The sequence below is a fragment of the Inquilinus sp. 2KB_23 genome, from assembly GCF_052115705.1.
GTDB lineage: Bacteria > Pseudomonadota > Alphaproteobacteria > DSM-16000 > Inquilinaceae > Inquilinus > Inquilinus ginsengisoli_A.
Genome location: NZ_JBFRHF010000018.1, coordinates 33025 through 50587 on the forward strand (window position 1 = coordinate 33025; position 17563 = coordinate 50587).

The 17563-nt window shown below is 69.7% G+C and carries 13 protein-coding genes and 1 tRNA gene; 9 read left to right on the forward strand and 5 right to left on the reverse strand.

Annotated elements, in window-relative coordinates; translation table 11 throughout:
- The first annotated feature begins 96 nt into the window (after positions 1 to 96).
- From AB4112_RS22265 to AB4112_RS22275, 3 genes are read left to right on the forward strand one after another with little or no spacing between them, the layout of a single operon-like run.
- On the forward strand, positions 97 to 1017 hold the full coding sequence (locus AB4112_RS22265; protein ID WP_441723113.1) for an ABC transporter permease: 921 nt from the start codon (positions 97 to 99) through the stop codon (positions 1015 to 1017).
- Complete coding sequence (locus tag AB4112_RS22270) at positions 1014 to 1967, forward strand: ABC transporter permease (RefSeq protein WP_441723115.1); 954 nt, start codon at positions 1014 to 1016, stop codon at positions 1965 to 1967. The genes AB4112_RS22265 and AB4112_RS22270 overlap by 4 nt, the downstream gene beginning before the upstream one ends.
- 35 nt (positions 1968 to 2002) lie before the next feature.
- The gene (locus AB4112_RS22275; RefSeq protein WP_441723117.1) at positions 2003 to 3007 is read left to right on the forward strand and encodes an ABC transporter substrate-binding protein; all 1005 of its coding nucleotides are present in this window, start codon (positions 2003 to 2005) and stop codon (positions 3005 to 3007) included.
- A 66-nt stretch (positions 3008 to 3073) separates the two neighbouring features.
- Here the strand turns inward: AB4112_RS22275 and AB4112_RS22280 are convergent, their stop codons facing one another.
- On the reverse strand, positions 3074 to 5668 hold the full coding sequence (locus tag AB4112_RS22280) for a M10 family metallopeptidase C-terminal domain-containing protein (RefSeq protein ID WP_441723119.1): 2595 nt from the start codon (positions 5666 to 5668) through the stop codon (positions 3074 to 3076).
- Between the two features lie 321 nt (positions 5669 to 5989).
- Here AB4112_RS22280 and AB4112_RS22285 point away from each other — a divergent pair, with 321 nt between their 5' ends.
- Positions 5990 to 6346 carry an ArsR/SmtB family transcription factor gene (locus tag AB4112_RS22285; protein WP_441723121.1) on the forward strand — a complete coding sequence of 119 codons (357 nt, stop codon included), beginning with the start codon at positions 5990 to 5992 and terminating at the stop codon, positions 6344 to 6346.
- Positions 6343 to 6816 (forward strand): SRPBCC family protein, encoded by a 474-nt coding sequence (locus AB4112_RS22290; protein ID WP_309798600.1) that lies wholly within the window; start codon positions 6343 to 6345, stop codon positions 6814 to 6816. The genes AB4112_RS22285 and AB4112_RS22290 overlap by 4 nt, the downstream gene beginning before the upstream one ends.
- A gap of 12 nt (positions 6817 to 6828) precedes the next feature.
- On the opposite strand, the gene recR is transcribed toward AB4112_RS22290, so the two are convergent.
- Positions 6829 to 7419: a recombination mediator RecR gene (gene recR, locus AB4112_RS22295; RefSeq protein ID WP_309798602.1), complete on the reverse strand. Its 591-nt coding sequence runs from the start codon at positions 7417 to 7419 to the stop codon at positions 6829 to 6831.
- Positions 7420 to 7569: 150 nt separating this feature from the next.
- Here recR and AB4112_RS22300 point away from each other — a divergent pair.
- The 3 genes from AB4112_RS22300 (at position 7570) to AB4112_RS22310 (ending at position 10553) form a co-directional block, all read left to right on the forward strand.
- Positions 7570 to 7643, forward strand: a tRNA-Gly gene (locus tag AB4112_RS22300).
- Positions 7644 to 7813: 170 nt separating this feature from the next.
- Positions 7814 to 9169: an aspartate aminotransferase family protein gene (locus AB4112_RS22305; RefSeq protein WP_441723124.1), complete on the forward strand. Its 1356-nt coding sequence runs from the start codon at positions 7814 to 7816 to the stop codon at positions 9167 to 9169.
- A gap of 13 nt (positions 9170 to 9182) precedes the next feature.
- Positions 9183 to 10553 (forward strand): glutamine synthetase family protein, encoded by a 1371-nt coding sequence (locus AB4112_RS22310; protein WP_441723125.1) that lies wholly within the window; start codon positions 9183 to 9185, stop codon positions 10551 to 10553.
- Positions 10554 to 10707: 154 nt separating this feature from the next.
- On the opposite strand, the gene AB4112_RS22315 is transcribed toward AB4112_RS22310, so the two are convergent.
- A complete protein-coding gene (locus tag AB4112_RS22315; protein WP_441723127.1) occupies positions 10708 to 12513 on the reverse strand; it encodes a M2 family metallopeptidase in 1806 nt (601 codons plus the stop codon).
- A 467-nt stretch (positions 12514 to 12980) separates the two neighbouring features.
- On the opposite strand from AB4112_RS22315, the gene AB4112_RS22320 reads away from it, so the two are divergent.
- Entirely contained in the window at positions 12981 to 15350 is a 2370-nt protein-coding gene (locus AB4112_RS22320; protein ID WP_441723129.1) for a beta strand repeat-containing protein, read from the forward strand.
- A 34-nt stretch (positions 15351 to 15384) separates the two neighbouring features.
- On the opposite strand, the gene AB4112_RS22325 is transcribed toward AB4112_RS22320, so the two are convergent.
- On the reverse strand, positions 15385 to 16401 hold the full coding sequence (locus tag AB4112_RS22325) for a serine hydrolase domain-containing protein (protein ID WP_441723131.1): 1017 nt from the start codon (positions 16399 to 16401) through the stop codon (positions 15385 to 15387).
- 28 nt (positions 16402 to 16429) lie between these two features.
- Positions 16430 to 17530 (reverse strand): anhydro-N-acetylmuramic acid kinase, encoded by a 1101-nt coding sequence (locus AB4112_RS22330; RefSeq protein WP_441723133.1) that lies wholly within the window; start codon positions 17528 to 17530, stop codon positions 16430 to 16432.
- Between the last annotated feature and the right edge of the window lie 33 nt (positions 17531 to 17563).

Sequence of the window (17563 nt, forward strand, 5' to 3'; positions counted from 1 at the left end):
CCTCCGCCCTTCGATCGGCAACCCCCTCCCCCTACCCCCCTCCCGCAAGGGGAGGGGGGACTCGGATAGGCAGGCTCTCTGCTTCAGGAGGGCCCGATGACCGCCCTGGCCGAACCGCTGCCGGCGCGGCCTGGCGCCTGGGCGCGGCTGAAGGCGGGGCGGACCTTGCCGCTGGCCACGGTGCTCGGCGTGGTCCTGGTCATCTGGTATCTCGGGTCGCTCTGGCTCAACGCGCCGGCGGCGGTGGAGCGGCTGAACCGCGCCGGGCCGGACTGGACCACCTCGCAGTTCGTCGGCTCGATCTGGGCGCTCGACCGGCCGCTGCTGCCGACGCCGGACCAGGTCGCGGTCGACCTGTGGAAAAGCACGGTCGAACGCCCGGTCACCAGCAACCGCAGCCTGATCTACCACGCCTGGGTGACGATGAGCTCGACCCTGGTCGGCTTCGTGCTCGGCACCCTGCTCGGCATCCTGCTCGCCGTCGGCATCGTCCATGTGCCGACGCTGGACCGGTCGCTGATGCCCTGGGTGATCGCCAGCCAGACCGTGCCGATCCTGGCGATCGCGCCGATGATCGTGGTGGTGCTGGGCAATATCGGGCTGACCGGGGTGGTGCCGAAATCGATCATCTCGGCCTATCTCAGCTTCTTCCCGGTGACCATCGGCATGGTCAAGGGCCTGCGCTCGCCCGACCCGCTGCAGCTCGACCTGATGCGCACCTATTCGGCGCGGGGCGCCCAGGTGTTCTGGAAGCTGCGCTGGCCGGCCGCGGTGCCGTTCCTGTTCCCCAGCCTGAAGATCGGCATCTCGCTGGCCCTGGTCGGCGCCATCGTCGGCGAGCTGCCGACCGGCGCCCAGGCCGGCATCGGGGCGCGGCTGCTGACCGGCTCCTATTTCGGCCAGATGATCCAGCTGTGGTCGGCCCTGGTGATGGCCGCGATCCTGGCCCTGCTCTGCGTCACCGCTGTCACCCTGACCGAACGCGCCGTCATCGCCAGCCGGGGAGGGCGGGGATGAACCGCGCCGTTCTCCGCAGTCTCGGCTGGCTGGTGCTCGCCCTGGTCCTGGCCGGCTTCGTCCTGTCATGGATCGGCGACGGTGGCGTCTTCACCGCCGCGACCGCCTGGATCGCGCTGCCGATCCTGGCCACGATGGCCGCGGTCTGGCTGGCCCTGGCCGGCCTGTCGCCGGTGCCGGGCCGGGCGACCGGCATCGCCGTGCCGGTGCTGTTCGGCGCCCTGATCCTGTGGCTGTGGCAGGTGCTGGTCACCGGCTTCCAGGTGCCGCAGATCCTGCTGCCGTCACCATCGATGATCGGCGCCCGCTTCATCGGCAGCCTCGACACGCTGTGGGTCGACTTCTTCCAGACCTTCATCCGCTCCGCCATCCCCGGCTTCGTCATCGGCTCCGGCGCCGGCTTCCTGACCGCGGTGGCGATCGACCGGTCGCCCTTCCTGCAGCGCGGCCTGCTGCCGCTCGGTTCCGCCGTCTCGGCCATGCCGATCGTCGGCATCGCCCCGATCATGATCATGTGGTTCGGCTTCGACTGGCACTCCAAGGCCGCGGTGGTCGTGGTCATGACCTTCTTCCCGATGCTGGTGAACGCGCTGGCCGGCCTCGAATCCGCCGGGGCGATGGAGCGCGACCTGATGCGGTCCTACGCCGCCAGCTACCGGCAGACGCTGCTGAAGCTGCGGCTGCCCGGGGCGCTGCCCTTCATCTTCAACGCGCTGAAGCTGAACGCCACCCTGGCCCTGATCGGCGCCATCGTGGCCGAGTTCTTCGGCACGCCGATCTACGGCATGGGCTTCCGCATCTCGACCGAGGTGGCGCGGCTCAATGTCGACATGGTCTGGGCCACCATCCTGGTCGCGGCCATCGCCGGCTCCGCCTCCTACGGGCTGCTCGCTTTGGTGGAGCGGGCGACCACCTTCTGGCATCCTTCGATGCGGGAAACGACGTACTGACCAACAGGGCGTCGAACCAACGGGAGAGGTTTCACGTGAAACACGCAATTCTGGGATTGGCTGCGGCCGCGGCGATCTTTGCCGGGCTGGGCACGGCGCAGGCGGCGGACCCCTTCACCATCCAGCTGAAATGGGTCACCCAGGCGCAGTTCGGCGGCTATTACGTCGCCGCCGACAAGGGCTTCTACAAGGATGCCGGGCTCGACGTCACGATCAAGCCGGGCGGGCCGGACATCGCGCCGCCCCAGGTGGCCGCGGCCGGCGGGGCCGACGTCATCGTCGAATGGATGCCGGCGGCGCTGGCGGCGCGTGAGAAGGGCGTGCCGCTGGTCAATGTGGCGCAGATCTTCAACCGCTCCGGCATGATGCTGACCTGCAAGAAGGAAAGCGGCATCAAGTCGCCGGCCGACTTCAAGGGCAAGACCCTCGGCGTCTGGTTCGCCGGCAACGAGTATCCGTTCCTGTCCTGGATGGGCAAGCTGGGGCTGTCGACCTCGGGCTCGAACCCCGACGTCAAGGTGCTGCGCCAGGGCTTCAACGTCGACCCGTTGCTGCAGAACCAGGCGGCCTGCATCTCGACCATGATCTACAACGAATACTGGCAGGTGATCGACGCCGGCGTGCCGGAGAGCGACCTGATCACCTTCTATTACGAGGACCAGGGCGTGGCGACGCTGGAGGACGGGCTCTACGCCCTCGACTCCAAGCTGAAGGACCCCGCCTATGTCGACCGGCTGGGGCGGTTCCTCAAGGCCTCGGCCAAGGGCTGGGCCTATGCCAAGGCGCATCCGGACGAGGCCGGCAAGATCGTGGCCGAGGCCGATGCATCCGGCGCCACCACCGACGAGGTCCAGACCCGGATGGCCGAGAACATCGCCAAGCTGATCACGGTGTCGGACGACAAGATCGGCTGGCTGGACCCCGAGGCCTACAAGCGCACGGTGCAGGTGCTGCTGTCGAGCAAGAGCGACCCGGTCATCACCAAGGATCCGGGCGATGCGGCCTGGACCCATGCGGCCTGGGACAAGGGGATGAAATAGCCGGTCCGCCGGCGTCCAGACGGAAGGGGCCGGCGGCATGCCGGCCCCTTTTTTGTGTCGCCGGTCCTACAGGATGAAATCCGAAGTCTGCAGGGTGATGGCGCCGGTCAGGACGATGTTGAAGTCGGCGACGCCGTCGCCGTTGACGTCGCCGGAGACGATGGTGTTGCCGCCGGAGACGGCAAAGCGCATCTCGCCGGCATGGTGGGTGAAGGCGGTCGTGCCGATAAAGGCGAAGACTTGGTTGCCGGCCACGGTGGAGTTCGCGTCCATCGCGGCGAGATCGATGCGGTCGGCCTGGGCATGGCTGAAATCGGTGATCCGGTCGGCCCCGGCCCCGACCGGGCTTTGCCCGACGCTGCCATAGACGAAGCGGTCGGCCCCGGCCCCGCCGATCAGCGTGTCCGCGCCGCCGCCGCCATTGAGCACGTCGTTGCCGGCGCCGCCGACCAGGCCGTCATTGGCGCCGGACCCGATCAGCGAATCGTTGCCGCTGCCGCCATAGGCGTTCTCGATCCCGGTCACGATATCGCCCTGGGCGGTGCCGCCGATGCCGACGCCGGTGCCCAGATTGATGCCGATGCCAACGGTGTTCTCGGAATACTGGACCGAATCAGTGCCCGCCCCGCCCTCGATCCGGTCGGCCCCGGCCCCGCCGCGGAGCACGTCGTTGCCGTCGCCGCCGGTCAGGGTATTGGCCCCGGCGTCGCCGGTCAGGATGTCATTGAACCGGCTGCCCACGATGGTCTCGATCGCGGTCAGGGTGTCGCCCTGGGCGTCGCCCCCGATGCCGGCGGCGCCGGCGAGGCCGATCGTGACCCCGGCGCCGCTGGTGGCATAGCTGGCCGTGTCGGTTCCGATGCCGCCGTTGAGGATGTCCGCCCCGGCGCCCCCGAACAGCCGGTCGTTGCCGTCGCCCCCGGTGAGCTGGTCGTTGCCCGCCGCACCGGCCAGGTTGTCGTCGCCGGACCCGCCGGACAGCTTGTCCGCGCCGATGCCGCCGAACAGGACATCGCGGAAGCCGGTGCCGGTCAGGTTCAGCGCCGTGGCCGAGGTGTTGAACACGAAGTTCGCCGCCGTCAGCTGGGCCAGGCTGACGCCCGCCAGCCGGATGCTCTCGGTCGAGGAGTCGTAGCCGAGGGCGATGAGGACGTCGGCCCCGTCCTGGGTCATGAAGGGCTGCAGGCTGGCGAGGTCCGCGACGTTCAGGCCGGACACGTCGATCTTGTCGGCGGCGACGGCGAAGTCCTTGATGGTGTCGCCGCCGAACTCGCGGGTGTTGTAGACGAAGATGTCGTTGCCGACACCGCCATACAGGGTGTCCTGGCCGCCGCCGCCGGTGATCTGGTCGTTGCCGGCACCGCCGACCAGCGTGTCGCTGCCCTCGCCGCCGGCGATGCGGTCCGCGGCGTTGCCGCCGAACAGCACGTCCTGGAAGCCGGTGCCGGTGACGTTCAGTGCCGTGGCCGAGGTGTTGAACACGAAGTTCGCCGCGGTCAACTGGTTGATGTTGATGCCGACCAGCCGGATGCTCTCGGTCGAGGAATCGTAGCCCAGGGTGATGAGGACGTCGGCCCCGTCCTGGGTCATGAACGGCTTCAGGCTGGCGAGATCGGCGACATTCAGGGCCGACACGTCGATCTTGTCGCCGGCGAGGGTGAAGTCCTTGATGGTGTCGGCACCGAACTCGCGGACATTGGTGTAGATGAAGGTGTCGTTGCCGACGCCGCCATACAGGATGTCCTGGCCGCCGCCGCCGACGATCTGGTCGTTGCCGGCGCCGCCGACCAGCGTGTCGCTGCCCTCGCCGCCGATGATGCGGTCCGCGGCGTTGCCACCGAACAGCACGTCCTGGAAGCCGGTGCCGGTGATGTTCAGCGCCGTCGCCGAGGTGTTGAACACGAAGTTGGCCGCAGTCAGCTGGTTCTTGTTGACGTCGGCCAGCCGGATGATCTCGGTCGAGGAATCGTAGCCGAGGGTGATGACCGTATCGAAGCCGTCCTGGGTCATGAACGGCTGCAGGCTGGCGAGATCGGCGACATTCAGGCCCGACAGGTCGATCTTGTCGCCGGCGAGGGTGAAGTCCTTGATGGTGTCGGCGCCGAACTCGCGGACGTTGGTGTAGATGAAGGTGTCGTTGCCGACGCCGCCATACAGGACATCCTGGCCGCCACCGCCGATGATCTGGTCGTTGCCGGCACCACCGACCAGCGTATCGCTGCCGTCGCCGCCGGCGATGCGGTCCGCGGCGTTGCCGCCGAACAGCACGTCGCGGAAGCCGGTGCCGGTCAGGTTCAGCGCTGTGGCCGAGGTGTTGAACACGAAGTTCGCCGCGGTCAGCGAGTTCATGTTTACGTCGACCAGCCGGATGATTTCGGTCGAGGAATCGTAGCCGAGGGTGATCACCGTATCGAAGCCGTCCTGGGTCATGAACGGCGCCAGGCTGGCAAGGTCGGCGACCTTCAGGAACGACAGGTCGAGCTTGTCGCCGGCGTTGAAGTCGGTGATCCGGTCGCTGCCGAACTCCCGCGTGTCATAGACGAAGACGTCGTTGCCGCCGCCGCCGGTCAGGGTGTCGTTGCCACCGCGGCCGATGAACACGTCGTTGCCCGCGCCGCCGACGAAGGTGTCGGAACTGTCGGTGCCAGTGTAGGTCGTCATGCTTGGTCCCCTCCATTGCATTTGAGGTGAATGTGACGCACGTCCGACCCGCGGGCAATTCGCGAGGCGGACAGGTCAGCCCGCTGCCGTCGCTGCGGCGCGCATCCGCCACGGCCCTGGGCCGGGATGCGTCTTGATCGGACACAAGTCCTCGATTATCGGCCGATGGTGGCTTCTCTGTGTCCCCGGCAGGGCTTTCGCCTGATCCGGCCCTAGGACGGGTGCCCCAGGCGATTAAGGCGTCGATTGCCGTCGTTGAACACTAAAGCAATCTCTAAACTATCTCTTGTCGGGTCGCCGCCGACCATGATACTTAAGGATATGCTTTACCAATCAACCGCCCCGCTCGATCTCATGTTCCAGGCCCTGGCCGATCCCGGTCGGCGGCTGATGGTGGAGCGGCTGTGCCGCGGGCCGGCCTCGGTCAGCGAATTGGCCAAGCCGCTGGAGATGACCCTGTCCGCGGTGATGCAGCACCTCGCGGTGCTGGAGGCCAGCGGCCTCGTCCGGTCCGAGAAGGCCGGGCGGGTGCGCACCTGCCGGATCGAGGCGGCGGCGCTGCGCACGGCCGAATCCTGGATCGGCGACCGGCGGACGCTGTGGGAGCGCCGCCTCGACCGCCTCGGCGATTTTCTCGACGAAACCCCGGAAGACCCCAAGCAAGGGAGCACGCCATGACCGAACGATCCGTCACCCATTCCACCTTCGTCCTGGAGCGGACCTACAACGCCACCCCGGCCCGGGTCTTCGCCGCCTGGTCGACGGCCGAGGCGCTGCTGCGCTGGGGATCCCCCGGCGAGGGCTGGCAGGTCGGCTTCGACCGCTTCGACTTCCGGGTCGGCGGCGGCAATATCTGCCGCTTCGGCCCGGCCGGCGGCGACGTCTATGTCAACGACGCGCGCTACCAGGACATCGTGCCGGGTCGCCGCATCGTCACCGCCGACACCATGACCTGCGGCGACAAGCGGCTGTTCGCCGGGCTGGCCACCGTGGAGTTCCACCCCGCAGGTGCCGGCTGCCGCCTGGTCTTCACCGAACAGGGCGCCTTCCTCGACGGCCACGACCTGCCCGAGAACCACAAGGCCGGCTGGACCGAGATGCTCGGCAATCTGGACGTCGAGTTGCGGCGCGCCTCGGCGGCCGCCTGACGGACCGGCGGGCTACAGCCCTCGGCGCGAGCGCAGGGCGGCGACCAGGGTGCCGTCGTCGAGATAGTCCAGCTCGCCGCCCACCGGCACGCCATGGGCCAGACGGGTGACGGCGGGGCCGGTGCCCTCCAGTTTCTCGGCCAGGTAGTGCGCCGTGGTCTGGCCGTCGACCGTGGCGTTCAGCGCCAGGATCACCTCGGTCACCCCGGGCTCGCGGGCGCGGGCGACCAGCTGCGGCACCGACAGGTCGTCCGGCCCGATACCGTCGATCGCGGACAGCGTGCCGCCCAGCACGTGGTAGCGGCCACGGAAGGCGCGCGCCCGCTCCAGCGCCCACAGGTCGGCCACCTGCTCGACCACGCAGATCACCCCGATGTCCCGTGTGGGGTCGGTGCAGATCGGGCAGGGGTCGCTGGTGTCCAGGTTGCCGCAGATCGAACAGGGCACGATCGCCCGCGCCGCGGCGTCCAGCGCCGCCGCCAGCGGGCGCATCGCCGTGTCGCGGTGGCGCAGCAGGTGCAGCGCGACGCGGCGGGCCGACCGGGGCCCCAGCCCCGGCAGCCGCGCCAGCAGGTCCATCATCACCGCGATCTCGCCGCTCATCCCAATCCCATGGCTGTCCGGGCCGGTGCCGGCCCTCACCCGGGCATCCTAACGGTGTCCGACCTCTCCCGCCACGCGCGAGAGGCAACGCGAAGTCGTGGAGTTCCCGCCTTGAACGTCCTCGGCGCTTCGCCTATAACCGACGGCGCTGCGGGTGTAGCTCAATGGTAGAGCAGAAGCTTCCCAAGCTTACGACGAGGGTTCGATTCCCTTCACCCGCTCCAGCCCTCACCCCTGATTCGATGCGTGCCGCAGGACGCCGGTGATTCCCGCATGGCGGGCGGCGGAGCCATGCAGCCGAAGCTGTGGCCGTCCCGCGCCATGGGGTGGTTCCGGTCGTCCCCGCCTCCCCCTAATCTCTCCGGCGCCAACACACCGAGGAGGGAGGCAGGACATGAACCATGCGGGCAAGGTGATCGAGGGCCTGATGCGGGCGGAGCTCGATCGCTACACAGCGGCGAACCCCGTCTCGCGGCGCCTGGCAGACCGGGCGGCAGAGGCCTTTCCCGGCGGCGTGCCGCTGCATTGGATGCGCGACTGGGCCACGCCCTTTCCGCTGTTCATGGCCGAAGCCAAGGGCGCGGAGCTGGTCGACGCCGACGGCCATCGCTACACCGATTTCTGCCTGGGCGACACCGGGTCGATGTTCGGCCATTCGCCGGAACCCGTTGTGCGCGCGGTGACCGACCAGATCGCCCGCGGCGTCACCGCCATGCTGCCGACCGAGGACGGGATCGCCGCCGCCGAGGCGCTGGCCAGCCGCTTCGGCCTGCCGTTCTGGCAGGTCACCACCACCGCCACCGACGCCAACCGCTTCGTGCTGCGCTGGGCCCGCGCCATCACCGGCCGGTCCAGGATTCTGGTGTTCAACGGCTGCTACCACGGCACGGTCGACGAGACCTTCGTCCGCCTGGTCGACGGCCGTCCGGTGCACCGGCCCGGCCTGCTGGGCCAGGTGATCGACCTGACCGACAACACCCGCGTGGTCGAGTTCAACGACGTGGCGGCGCTGGAGGCCGCGCTGGCGCCGGGCGATGTCGCCTGCGTGCTGACCGAACCGGCCCTGACCAATATCGGCATGGTGCTGCCCGACGAGGGCTTCCACGCCGCCTTGCGCCATCTGACGCGCCGGCACGGCACGCTGCTGGTGATCGACGAGACCCACAGCATCTCCACCGGCCCCGGCGGCTGGACCCGCGCCCATGGGCTGGAGCCCGATTTCCTGACCCTCGGCAAGCCGATCGCCGGCGGCATCCCCTGCGGCGTCTACGGCTTCACCGCCGCGGTCGAATCGCGGATGCGCCATGTCCAGGCAGGCGTGCCGCACGGCCACAGCGGCATGGGCACCACCCTGTCGGCCAACGCCCTGGCCATGCGCACCCTGCGGGTGATGCTGGAGGAGGTGATGACCGATGCCGCCTATGCCGGCATGGTCGCGCTGGCCCGGCACCTGGCCCGGGGGCTGGAGGCGGCGATCGCCCGCCATGGCCTGGCCTGGCACGTCACCCAGATCGGCGCCCGGGTCGAGTTCCACTTCACCCCGGCCCCCTACCGCAACGGCGGCGAGGCCGCGGCGGCGATGCGGCCCGAGCTGGAGCAGCTGGTGAACCTGTTCCTGATCAACCGCGGCGTGCTGATCGCCCCGTTCCACAACATGATGCTGACCAGCCCGGCCACGACGGAGGAGCAGATCGCCCGTTTCCTGCACGCCTTCGACGCCTGCGCCGCGGCGCTGGCCGGCCACGCCTGAGGGAGGATCGGCCATGCCCGACGCGACCTCGAAGACCAGCGCCGCCGATCCCGCCCAGGAATGCCTCGACTTTCTGGCCCGGCACCGTGACATCCGCTTCGTCGACATCCTGCTGACCGATGCCTGCGGCGTGCAGCGCGGCAAGCGCATCCCGGTCGGCGAGCTGGAACGAATCTGGCGCAGCGGGCGCTTCATGCCCGGCTCGATCATCAGCCTCGACATCACCGGCGCCGATGTCGAGGAGACCGGCCTGGTGTGGGAGGACGGCGACGCCGACCGCAGCGCCCGGCCTATCCCCGGCACGCTGGTGCCGGTGCCGTGGAAGGCCGAGCCTTCGGCCCAGGTGCTGCTGACCCTGTTCGAACTCGACGGCAGGCCGTCGGCCTACGACCCGCGCCAGGTGCTGGCCCGGGTGGTGTCGCGGCTGGCGGCGGACGGCCTGCACCCGGTGGTGGCGGTGGAGCTCGAGTTCTACCTGTTCGACGGGTCGTGGCGCGAGACCGGGCGGCCGATCCCGCCGCGCGGCTCCAGCACCGGCAAGCAGGCCTACGGCATCGCCGATCTCGACGAACTCGGCGACTTCCTCGCCGACCTCTACGCCAGCTGCGCGGTGCAGGGCCTGCCGGCCGACACCGCGATCAGCGAATACGCGCCGGGCCAGGTCGAGATCAACCTGAAGCACCGCCCCGACGCGCTGCGCGCCGCCGACGACGCCATCATGTACAAGCGCGTGGTCCGCGCCGTGGCCCGCCGCCATGGCATGGAGGCCACCTTCATGGCCAAGCCCTATGCCGGGGAATCCGGCAACGGCACCCATCTGCACATCAGCCTGGCGGATGGCGAGGGCAACAACCGCTTCGCGGCCGAGGGCGGCGACGACCTGCTGCGCCACGCCATCGGCGGCATGGGGGCGACCATCCGGGACGGCATGCTGGTGTTCGCGCCCAACGCCAACTCCTACCGCCGGTTCCAGACCCTCAGCTACGCGCCGCTGGCGCCGACCTGGGGCGTCAACAACCGCACGGTGGCGCTGCGCGTGCCGATCGGCCCGCCGGCAGCGAAGCATGTCGAGCACCGGGTGGCAGGCGCCGACGCCAACCCCTATCTGGCGCTGGCGGCGGCACTGGCCGGGATGCACCGGGGCATCCTGGACCAGCGCGATCCGGGACCGCCGGTGACCGGCAACGGCTACGGGACGCCGGCGTCGGACATCCCGCCGAACTGGCTGGATTCGATCCGCGACTTCCGCGCCTCGGCGCTGATGCGGGACTATCTCGGCGACGCCTTCGTCGACGCCTTCGCCAAGATCAAGCTGGCCGAATACCGCCGCTTCAACGCCCAGGTCCCACCGCTCGACTTCGACTGGTACGTCAAGGTGGTGTGAGGGGGCGAGAGCCCCCGCCGTCCTTCTCTGTCATCCTCGGGCTTGACCCGAGGATCCAGGGGCTTTCGAGAGCAGTTCTTGGTGGCCCCTGGATTGCCGGGTCAAGCCCGGCAATGACAGGAAAAGGAACGGCGATCGCAAGGCTGCGGGAGGATCACCAGCCGCAGCTCTGGCCCTTGTTCTGTTCCGTCAGCCAGTCGTTCAGCGGCGTGAAGTATTCGACCACGGCGCTGGCATCGGTCTTCCGCTCGCCGGTGAAGGCCTCCAGCTCGTCCGGCCAGGGCTTCGACTGGCCCATCGCCAGCATCGCGGCGAAGCGCTTGCCGACCTCCGCCTGGCCGTAGGTCGAGCAGCGGTGCAGCGGGCCGGTCCAGCCGGACTGCTTGCAGGCGGCGCGCTGGAACTGGAACTGGTAGATCGCCGCCAGGAAGTACCTGGTGTAGGGCGTATTGCCGGGGATGTGGTACTTGGCGCCGGGGTCGAAGGCGTCGGCCGGGCGCGGCCCCGGCGGCACCAGCCCCTGGTACTTCAGGCGCAGCGCCCACCAGGCGTCGTTGTAATGATCCGGCGTCGCCTGTCCGGCGAACACCTCCCAGCGCCAGCGGTCGACCAAGAGGCCGAAGGGCAGGAAGGCGATCTTGTCGAGCGCCATCTTCAGCAGGAACGGGATGTCGCCCTCGGCGCCGGGCACCTTGTCCAGCAGGCCGATCTGGTTGAGGTAGGTCGGGGTCAGCGCCGACAGGCCGATGAAGTCGCCGATCGCCTCGTGGAACCCGTCATTGGCGCCGTTCTTGAACAGGTAGGGCTGATCCTTGTAGGCGCGCTGGTAGAAGTTGTGCCCGAGTTCGTGGTGGACGGTGTAGAAATCCTCGCCATTCACCTTGGTGCACATCTTGATGCGGATGTCGTCGCGGTCGTCGAGGTCCCAGGCCGAGGCGTGGCAGACCACGTCGCGCCCCTCCGGCCGCACGATCTGCGACCGCTTCCAGAAGGTGTCGGGCAACGGCGGCAGGCCGAGCGAGGTGTAGAAGGCCTCGCCGGTCTTCACCATCCTGGTCGGGTCGTAGCCGTGGTCGACCAGCAGCTTGTCCAGGCTGTAGCCCGAGGCCTCGTCCTTCGGCGCCACCAGGTCGTAGATGTTGCCCCAGGACTGGGCCCACATGTTGCCCAGCAGGTCGGCGCGGATCGGCCCGGTCTTGGGCTGCACCGCATCGCCGTACCTGGCGTTCAGCCGGCCGCGGACATAGCAATGCAGGTTCTGGTAGAACGGCTCGACCTGGCCCCACAGCCGGTCGGTCTCGGCGGCGAAGTCGTCCGCCGGCATGTCGTAGCCCGACCGCCACAGCGCGCCGGTGTCGGCATAGCCCAGGCTCTTCGAGCCCTCATTGGCCAGGGCCACCAGCCGGGCGTAGTCCGGCTTCATCACCGGCGAGATGCTGTGCCAGCCTTCCCACACCGCCCTGGTCTCGGCCGGGTCGCGTGAGGCGGCGAGGATGTCCTCGGCGTCGCTCAGCGTCAGGGTCTTGCCCTGGTAGGGGAACGCGCCGGTCGAATAGGTGGAGTCGAGCTTGGTGCTCAGCTCCGCCAGCTCGCGCGCGGCGCCCGGCCGGTCGGGCGCCGGCAGCACCAGGTTGCGCTTCAGGATGTCGAGCTTGCGCCGGGTCACCGGGTCCAGCGTGACCTTGTCGAAGCGCGAGGCCTCCTCGGCCAAGGCGGTGGTCTTCTCGGTCCATTCGCCATTGGCCTTGGCCTCGAGCCACATGGTGTCGTCGGTGATGAAGGTGGCGCGGACCCAGGAGGCCTTGTTGAGGTATTCGCCCAGGGTCGCGAGATCGGTCTCGGCCTTGGCCACGAAGGCTCGGGCCTCGTCCGGCGTGGGTGTCTTGGTGTCGGCCATGGCATGCGCACTCCAGAGCAGACAAGCGGCGGCGGTGCCGGCCGTCAGGAGACGGGATCTCATGCGACGTTCCCCCTTCGATGCGGTCAATTCAGGACAAAAACCCGGCTTTCTCCAGGCGCCGGTTCGATTGTCCCCATGGAAGAAGCTGCCGGAATCGGGTGTCAATCGCGGTGTCGCCGGGCCAGGGCAGGGGCGGGTCTCCGGCGATTCGTAGGAGGAAAATCTTCACCGGGCTCAGGGTGATTCGGTCCGGGCGGGATCGCCGCCATCTACTCGCTGTGGACCACAAGCAATTCTTAGACGAAAGATTTAAAATGCACGCTATTTGATCTTGTTCCCATTGTGCAGAGATTGCTGGTGTCACGGGTCCTAGGACTGGTCTTAGGACATCTGGCCGATTTGCTCGCAATTACTGTGGCGGCTATGGTCGAGACACCTTCGGGACATCGACCATGCGGGCCGTCGGCCATTTGCCGAATCCCTCGATTTCCCGATGACGGCAATATAGCCCTTGAAAGGATTTCGACATGGCGACCGTAACGGGGACTTCCGCCGGCGATTTCATTCATCGCGCCGGCGACGGGCACATCAGCAATGGCGGCCATGAGGTGACGGGCGTGACCACCGCCGCCGACATCATCTCCGGCGCCGAGGGCAACGACCTGATCTATGGCGATGACGGCGTCGACACGATCTCGGGCGGCAGCGGCAACGACACCATCTTCGGCGGCCAGGGCGCCGACAACCTCAGCGGCGGCGTCGGCTACGACGTCTTCGCGTTCGAGGCCGCGTCGGAGATCGACGGCCTGGTGGAGCAAATCGACGGCGGCGCCGACATCGATCGGCTGGACTTCGCCGTCGGCGGCGCCCGCGGCCCGATCGACCTCAGCCACGCCACGCTGACCAGCGTGGAGGAGTTGGCGCTGAACGACAACGTCGTCACCCTGACGGCGGCGCAGCTGGGCGGCTTCACCACCATCACTGCCGGCTTCGCGATCGAGCGGCTGATCCTGTCGGCGGCGGGCACCGCGGACCTGACCGGCGCCTCGATCGGCGGGATCGACGAGATCCGCGGCTCCGCCGGCAACGACGTCGTCATCCTCACCGGCGTCGCCAACGGCCAGGCCGTCAACGGCGTCGGCGGCAACGACAGCCTGACCGGGGGCGACGGCGCCGACAGCCTCAATGGCGGCGACGGCAACGATGCCCTGGTGGGCGGCGTGGGCGGCGACACCCTGGTCGGCGGCGCCGGGGTCGACGGCATCAGCGGCGGCGACGGCAATGACACCATCCGTGGCGGCCAGGGGGCGGACACGCTGGCCGGCGGCATCGGCACCGACAGCTTCGCCTTCGAGCAGGCCTCGGACATCAGCGGCCTGGCCGAGCACATCGACGGCGGCGCCGATGCCGACCGGCTGGATTTCGCCGCCTTCAACGCCTCCGGCGCGGTCGATCTCAGCCTCGCGGTGCTGACCGGGATCGAGGAGCTCGACACCGCCGGCAACGGCAACACCGTGACCCTCACGGCGGCGCAGTTGGGTGCCTTCGCCACCCTCACCGGCGGCTTCGCGGCCGACATCCTGATCCTGTCGGCGGCCGGCACCGCCGACCTGACCGGCGCCGCGATCGGCGGCATCGACGAGATCCGCGGCTCGGCCGGCAACGACGTCATCACCCTGACGGCGGTCGCCGACGGCCAGATCGTCAACGGCGTGGCCGGCAACGACGTGCTGACGGGGGGCAACGGCAACGACGTCCTCGGCGGCGGCGACGGCGCCGACACGCTGGCGGGCGGCAACGGCAACGACACCGTCGATGGCGGCCAGGGCGCCGACACGCTCAGCAGCGGCGTCGGCTACGACGTCTTCGCCTTCCATCAGGTCTCGGACATCAGCGGCCTGGCCGAGCGCATCGACGGCGGCGCCGATATCGACCGGATCGACTTCACCGTCAACGGCGCCAGCGGGCCGGTCAATCTCAGCCTGGCCATCATCGCCAATGTCGAGGAGCTGGACCTGGCCAGCAACGACGTCACCCTGACGGCGGCGCAGCTCGACGGCTTCAGCCGGATCATCGGCGGCTTCGGCCCCGAGCGGTTGATCCTGTCGGCCCCGGGCACCGTGGACCTGACCGGCGCCGTGGTCACCGGCATCGACGAGATCCGCGGCTCCTCCGGCGCCGACACGGTCGTCCTGACCGGCGTCGCCGATGGGCAGACCGTCAACGGCCTCGACGGCGCCGACCGCATCGACGGCGGCAACGGCAACGATGTCCTGAATGGGGGGCTCGGCGACGACACCCTGCGCGGCGGCGTTGGCGCCGATGTGCTGAACGGCGGTATCGGCACCGATCTGGCGATGTACAGCGAAAGCGTCCTCGGGGTGACAGTCAACCTGACGACCGGGACCGGTATCGGCGGCAATGCCCAGGGCGACACCCTGACCGACATCGAGAATCTGATCGGCAGCCGCAGCAACGACGTGCTGGTCGGGAATGCCGGGGCCAACGCACTGCTCGGCAGCGACGGCGCCGATGTGCTGACCGGGGCCGGCGGCAAGGACAGCCTGACGGGCGGCATCGGGGCCGACCGCTTCGTCTACGCCGCGATCGGCGACAGCCCGGTCGGCGCCGGCGCCGACCTGATCACCGATTTCAGCCATGCCCAGGTTGACCGCATCGACCTGGCGGGGATCGACGCCAACACCACGCTGGCGGGCGACCAGGCCTTCGCCTTCATCGGCGCGGCCGCCTTCACCCACCATGCCGGCGAGCTGCGGGCGACCGTGGCCGGCGCCGTCACCACCGTCGCCGGCGACGTCAATGGCGACGGGGTGGCCGATTTCAGCGTGACGCTGACCGGCGCCCTGACCCTGGTCGCCGCCGACTTCGTGCTGTAATCGAGGGCGGCGCCCGGGCGGCAGCCTCGGTCTCTCAGAACGGCCAGGCTGCCGCCATCGCATTCGACACCGACCGGCGCAGGGTGCGGATGCCGGTCTCGACATGGCGCGACGGGTGCACCCGGTTGGTCAGCAGGGTCCAGGCATGGCCGCGGTCGAGGTCGATCCACAGCGCCGTGCCGGTGAAGCCGGTGTGGCCGATGGTGTCGGGCGAACACAACGACCCGCCGGACCAGCCGTCATACCGCACCTCCCAGCCCAGCCCGCGGGGCCCGCCCTGGCTGCGGCTGGCCTCGGCGACCGTGGCTGGGCGCAGCACCTTGCCGGCCAGGAAGGCCTCGGCGAAGTCCAGCACCGCGGCGGCGCTGCCGAACAGCCCGGCATGGCCGGCGATGCCGCCCAGGGCGAAGGCGTTCTCGTCATGCACCTCGCCACGCATCACCCGGCCGCGCCAGGTGCAGCGCTCGGTGGCGACGGCACGGGAAGACGGGCCGGGGCTGACGGCGAAGTCGCCCGGTGGCAGCAGGTCGCGCAGCGGCTTGCCGCGCAGCCGCTCGACCAGGATGCCCAGCAGCACGTAGTTGACGTCGGAATAGAGGTCGGCGCCCAGCACCCAGTCCTTCTGCAGCACCAGCGCCTTCAGCGTCTCCGGGTCGCTGCCCCAGGTGTAGAGCGGCTCCACCGCCGGCAGGCCGGAGCGGTGGGACAGCGCCTGGCGGATGGTGATCTGCCGCACCGGATGGTCGGGCTGGTACTGCCGCAGGTCGGGCAGGTGCAGCGCCAGCGGGTCGGACAGGTCGACCCGCCCCTCCTGCACCAGCCGCAGCACCTCGGTGGTGGTCAGGATCACCTTGGTCAGGCTGGCCAGGTCGAACAGGGAATTCTCGGCCATCGGCGCCCGGTCCGGCACCAGGGCGGCCTGGCCGCCGAAGCGGATGGCGCGGTCGCCCTCGCGTGTGACCAGCCCCAGCACGGCGCCGGGGATGCGGCCGGCATCGATGGCTTCGTCGACCAGGGCGAAGGCGGCATCGGCCGCGGCGGCGAGGGTCATTCGGTGCGGTCCAACTGGTGGGGCAGGGTCACGCCGCGCGGGGCAGGGGGCGGTGCAGCACGCCGCCGGTCATCGGCCGGGGCACGCCGGTGGTGGTGGGCAGGCTCAGCGGCAGCCCGTCCAGCGAGCGCACGGCGAGGAAGGCGAAGGCCTGCGCCTCCAGCGCGTCGCCGTCCCAGCCCACCGCCTCGACCGGGTCGACCGGCACGCCCAGGGCCTGGCGCAGCCCGGCCATCAGCGTCGAATTGTGCCGGCCCCCGCCGGTCACCAGCCAGCGCTTCGGGGCGGCGGCGAAATGCCGGCGCGAGGCTGCCACCGAGGCCACGGTGAAGGCGGCCAAAGTGGCGGCGCCGTCGGCCAGGGACAGCCCGTCGACCGCCCCCAGCGGGAAGTCGTTGCGGTCCAGCGACTTCGGCGGCGGGGCGTCGAAATAGGGGTTGGCCAACAGCGCGGCCAGACGGTCTTCAGCCACCGTGCCGCCGGCGGCGATGCGGCCGTCCTCGTCGTAGCGGGCGCCGGTGTGGCGCTGCACCCAGTCGTCGATCATGGCGCTGGCCGGGCCGGTGTCGAAGGCGGTGATCGCGCCGTCCTCGATCACCGTGACATTGCCGACGCCGCCCAGGTTCAGCACCGCGACCGGCCGGGGCAGGCCCTTCGCCAGGGCGGCGTGGTACAGCGGCGCGAAGGGCGCGCCCTGGCCGCCGGCCGCGACGTCGGCCGAGCGGAAGTCGTTGACGCAGGGGATGCCCAGCGCCGCGGCCAGCCGGGCGCCGTCGCCAAGCTGGCGGGTGAAGCGCCGCTCCGGCCGGTGCAGCACGGTCTGGCCATGCATGCCGACCACGTCGACCGCCTCCGGCTTCAGCCCGGCCTCGTCCAGCAACCGGCGCACGGCGGCCAGGTTCAGGTCGGTGACCGCGGCGGACAGCTCGGCCAGCGCCTCGTGCTCGGCCCGCGCCGGGTCGCGCGCCACCGCCAGCAGGGCGTTGCGGACATCGTCGGTGTAGGGCGTGGTCGAGGCGGCGCCGCGCGCGAACACGGTGTCGCCGTCGGTCTCGATCACCGCGACGTCGACCCCGTCCATCGAGGTGCCGCTCATCAGGCCGATCGCGATTCGCCGGGCTGCGGTCATGGTGTTCGCCTTCCTCGCTCGATTCACCCGACG

What these genes read in the sequence shown, in the direction of transcription:
- AB4112_RS22315 (WP_441723127.1), bottom strand. Translation starts at nt 12,513, where the DNA reads ATGAGATCCCGTCTCCTGACGGCCGGCACCGCCGCCGCTTGTCTGCTC.
- AB4112_RS22285 (WP_441723121.1), top strand. Translation starts at nt 5,990, where the DNA reads ATGCTTTACCAATCAACCGCCCCGCTCGATCTCATGTTCCAGGCCCTG.
- recR (WP_309798602.1), bottom strand. Translation starts at nt 7,419, where the DNA reads ATGAGCGGCGAGATCGCGGTGATGATGGACCTGCTGGCGCGGCTGCCG.
- AB4112_RS22270 (WP_441723115.1), top strand. Translation starts at nt 1,014, where the DNA reads ATGAACCGCGCCGTTCTCCGCAGTCTCGGCTGGCTGGTGCTCGCCCTG.
- AB4112_RS22325 (WP_441723131.1), bottom strand. Translation starts at nt 16,401, where the DNA reads ATGACCCTCGCCGCCGCGGCCGATGCCGCCTTCGCCCTGGTCGACGAA.
- AB4112_RS22290 (WP_309798600.1), top strand. Translation starts at nt 6,343, where the DNA reads ATGACCGAACGATCCGTCACCCATTCCACCTTCGTCCTGGAGCGGACC.
- AB4112_RS22310 (WP_441723125.1), top strand. Translation starts at nt 9,183, where the DNA reads ATGCCCGACGCGACCTCGAAGACCAGCGCCGCCGATCCCGCCCAGGAA.
- AB4112_RS22280 (WP_441723119.1), bottom strand. Translation starts at nt 5,668, where the DNA reads ATGACGACCTACACTGGCACCGACAGTTCCGACACCTTCGTCGGCGGC.
- AB4112_RS22265 (WP_441723113.1), top strand. Translation starts at nt 97, where the DNA reads ATGACCGCCCTGGCCGAACCGCTGCCGGCGCGGCCTGGCGCCTGGGCG.
- AB4112_RS22320 (WP_441723129.1), top strand. Translation starts at nt 12,981, where the DNA reads ATGGCGACCGTAACGGGGACTTCCGCCGGCGATTTCATTCATCGCGCC.
- AB4112_RS22305 (WP_441723124.1), top strand. Translation starts at nt 7,814, where the DNA reads ATGAACCATGCGGGCAAGGTGATCGAGGGCCTGATGCGGGCGGAGCTC.
- AB4112_RS22330 (WP_441723133.1), bottom strand. Translation starts at nt 17,530, where the DNA reads ATGACCGCAGCCCGGCGAATCGCGATCGGCCTGATGAGCGGCACCTCG.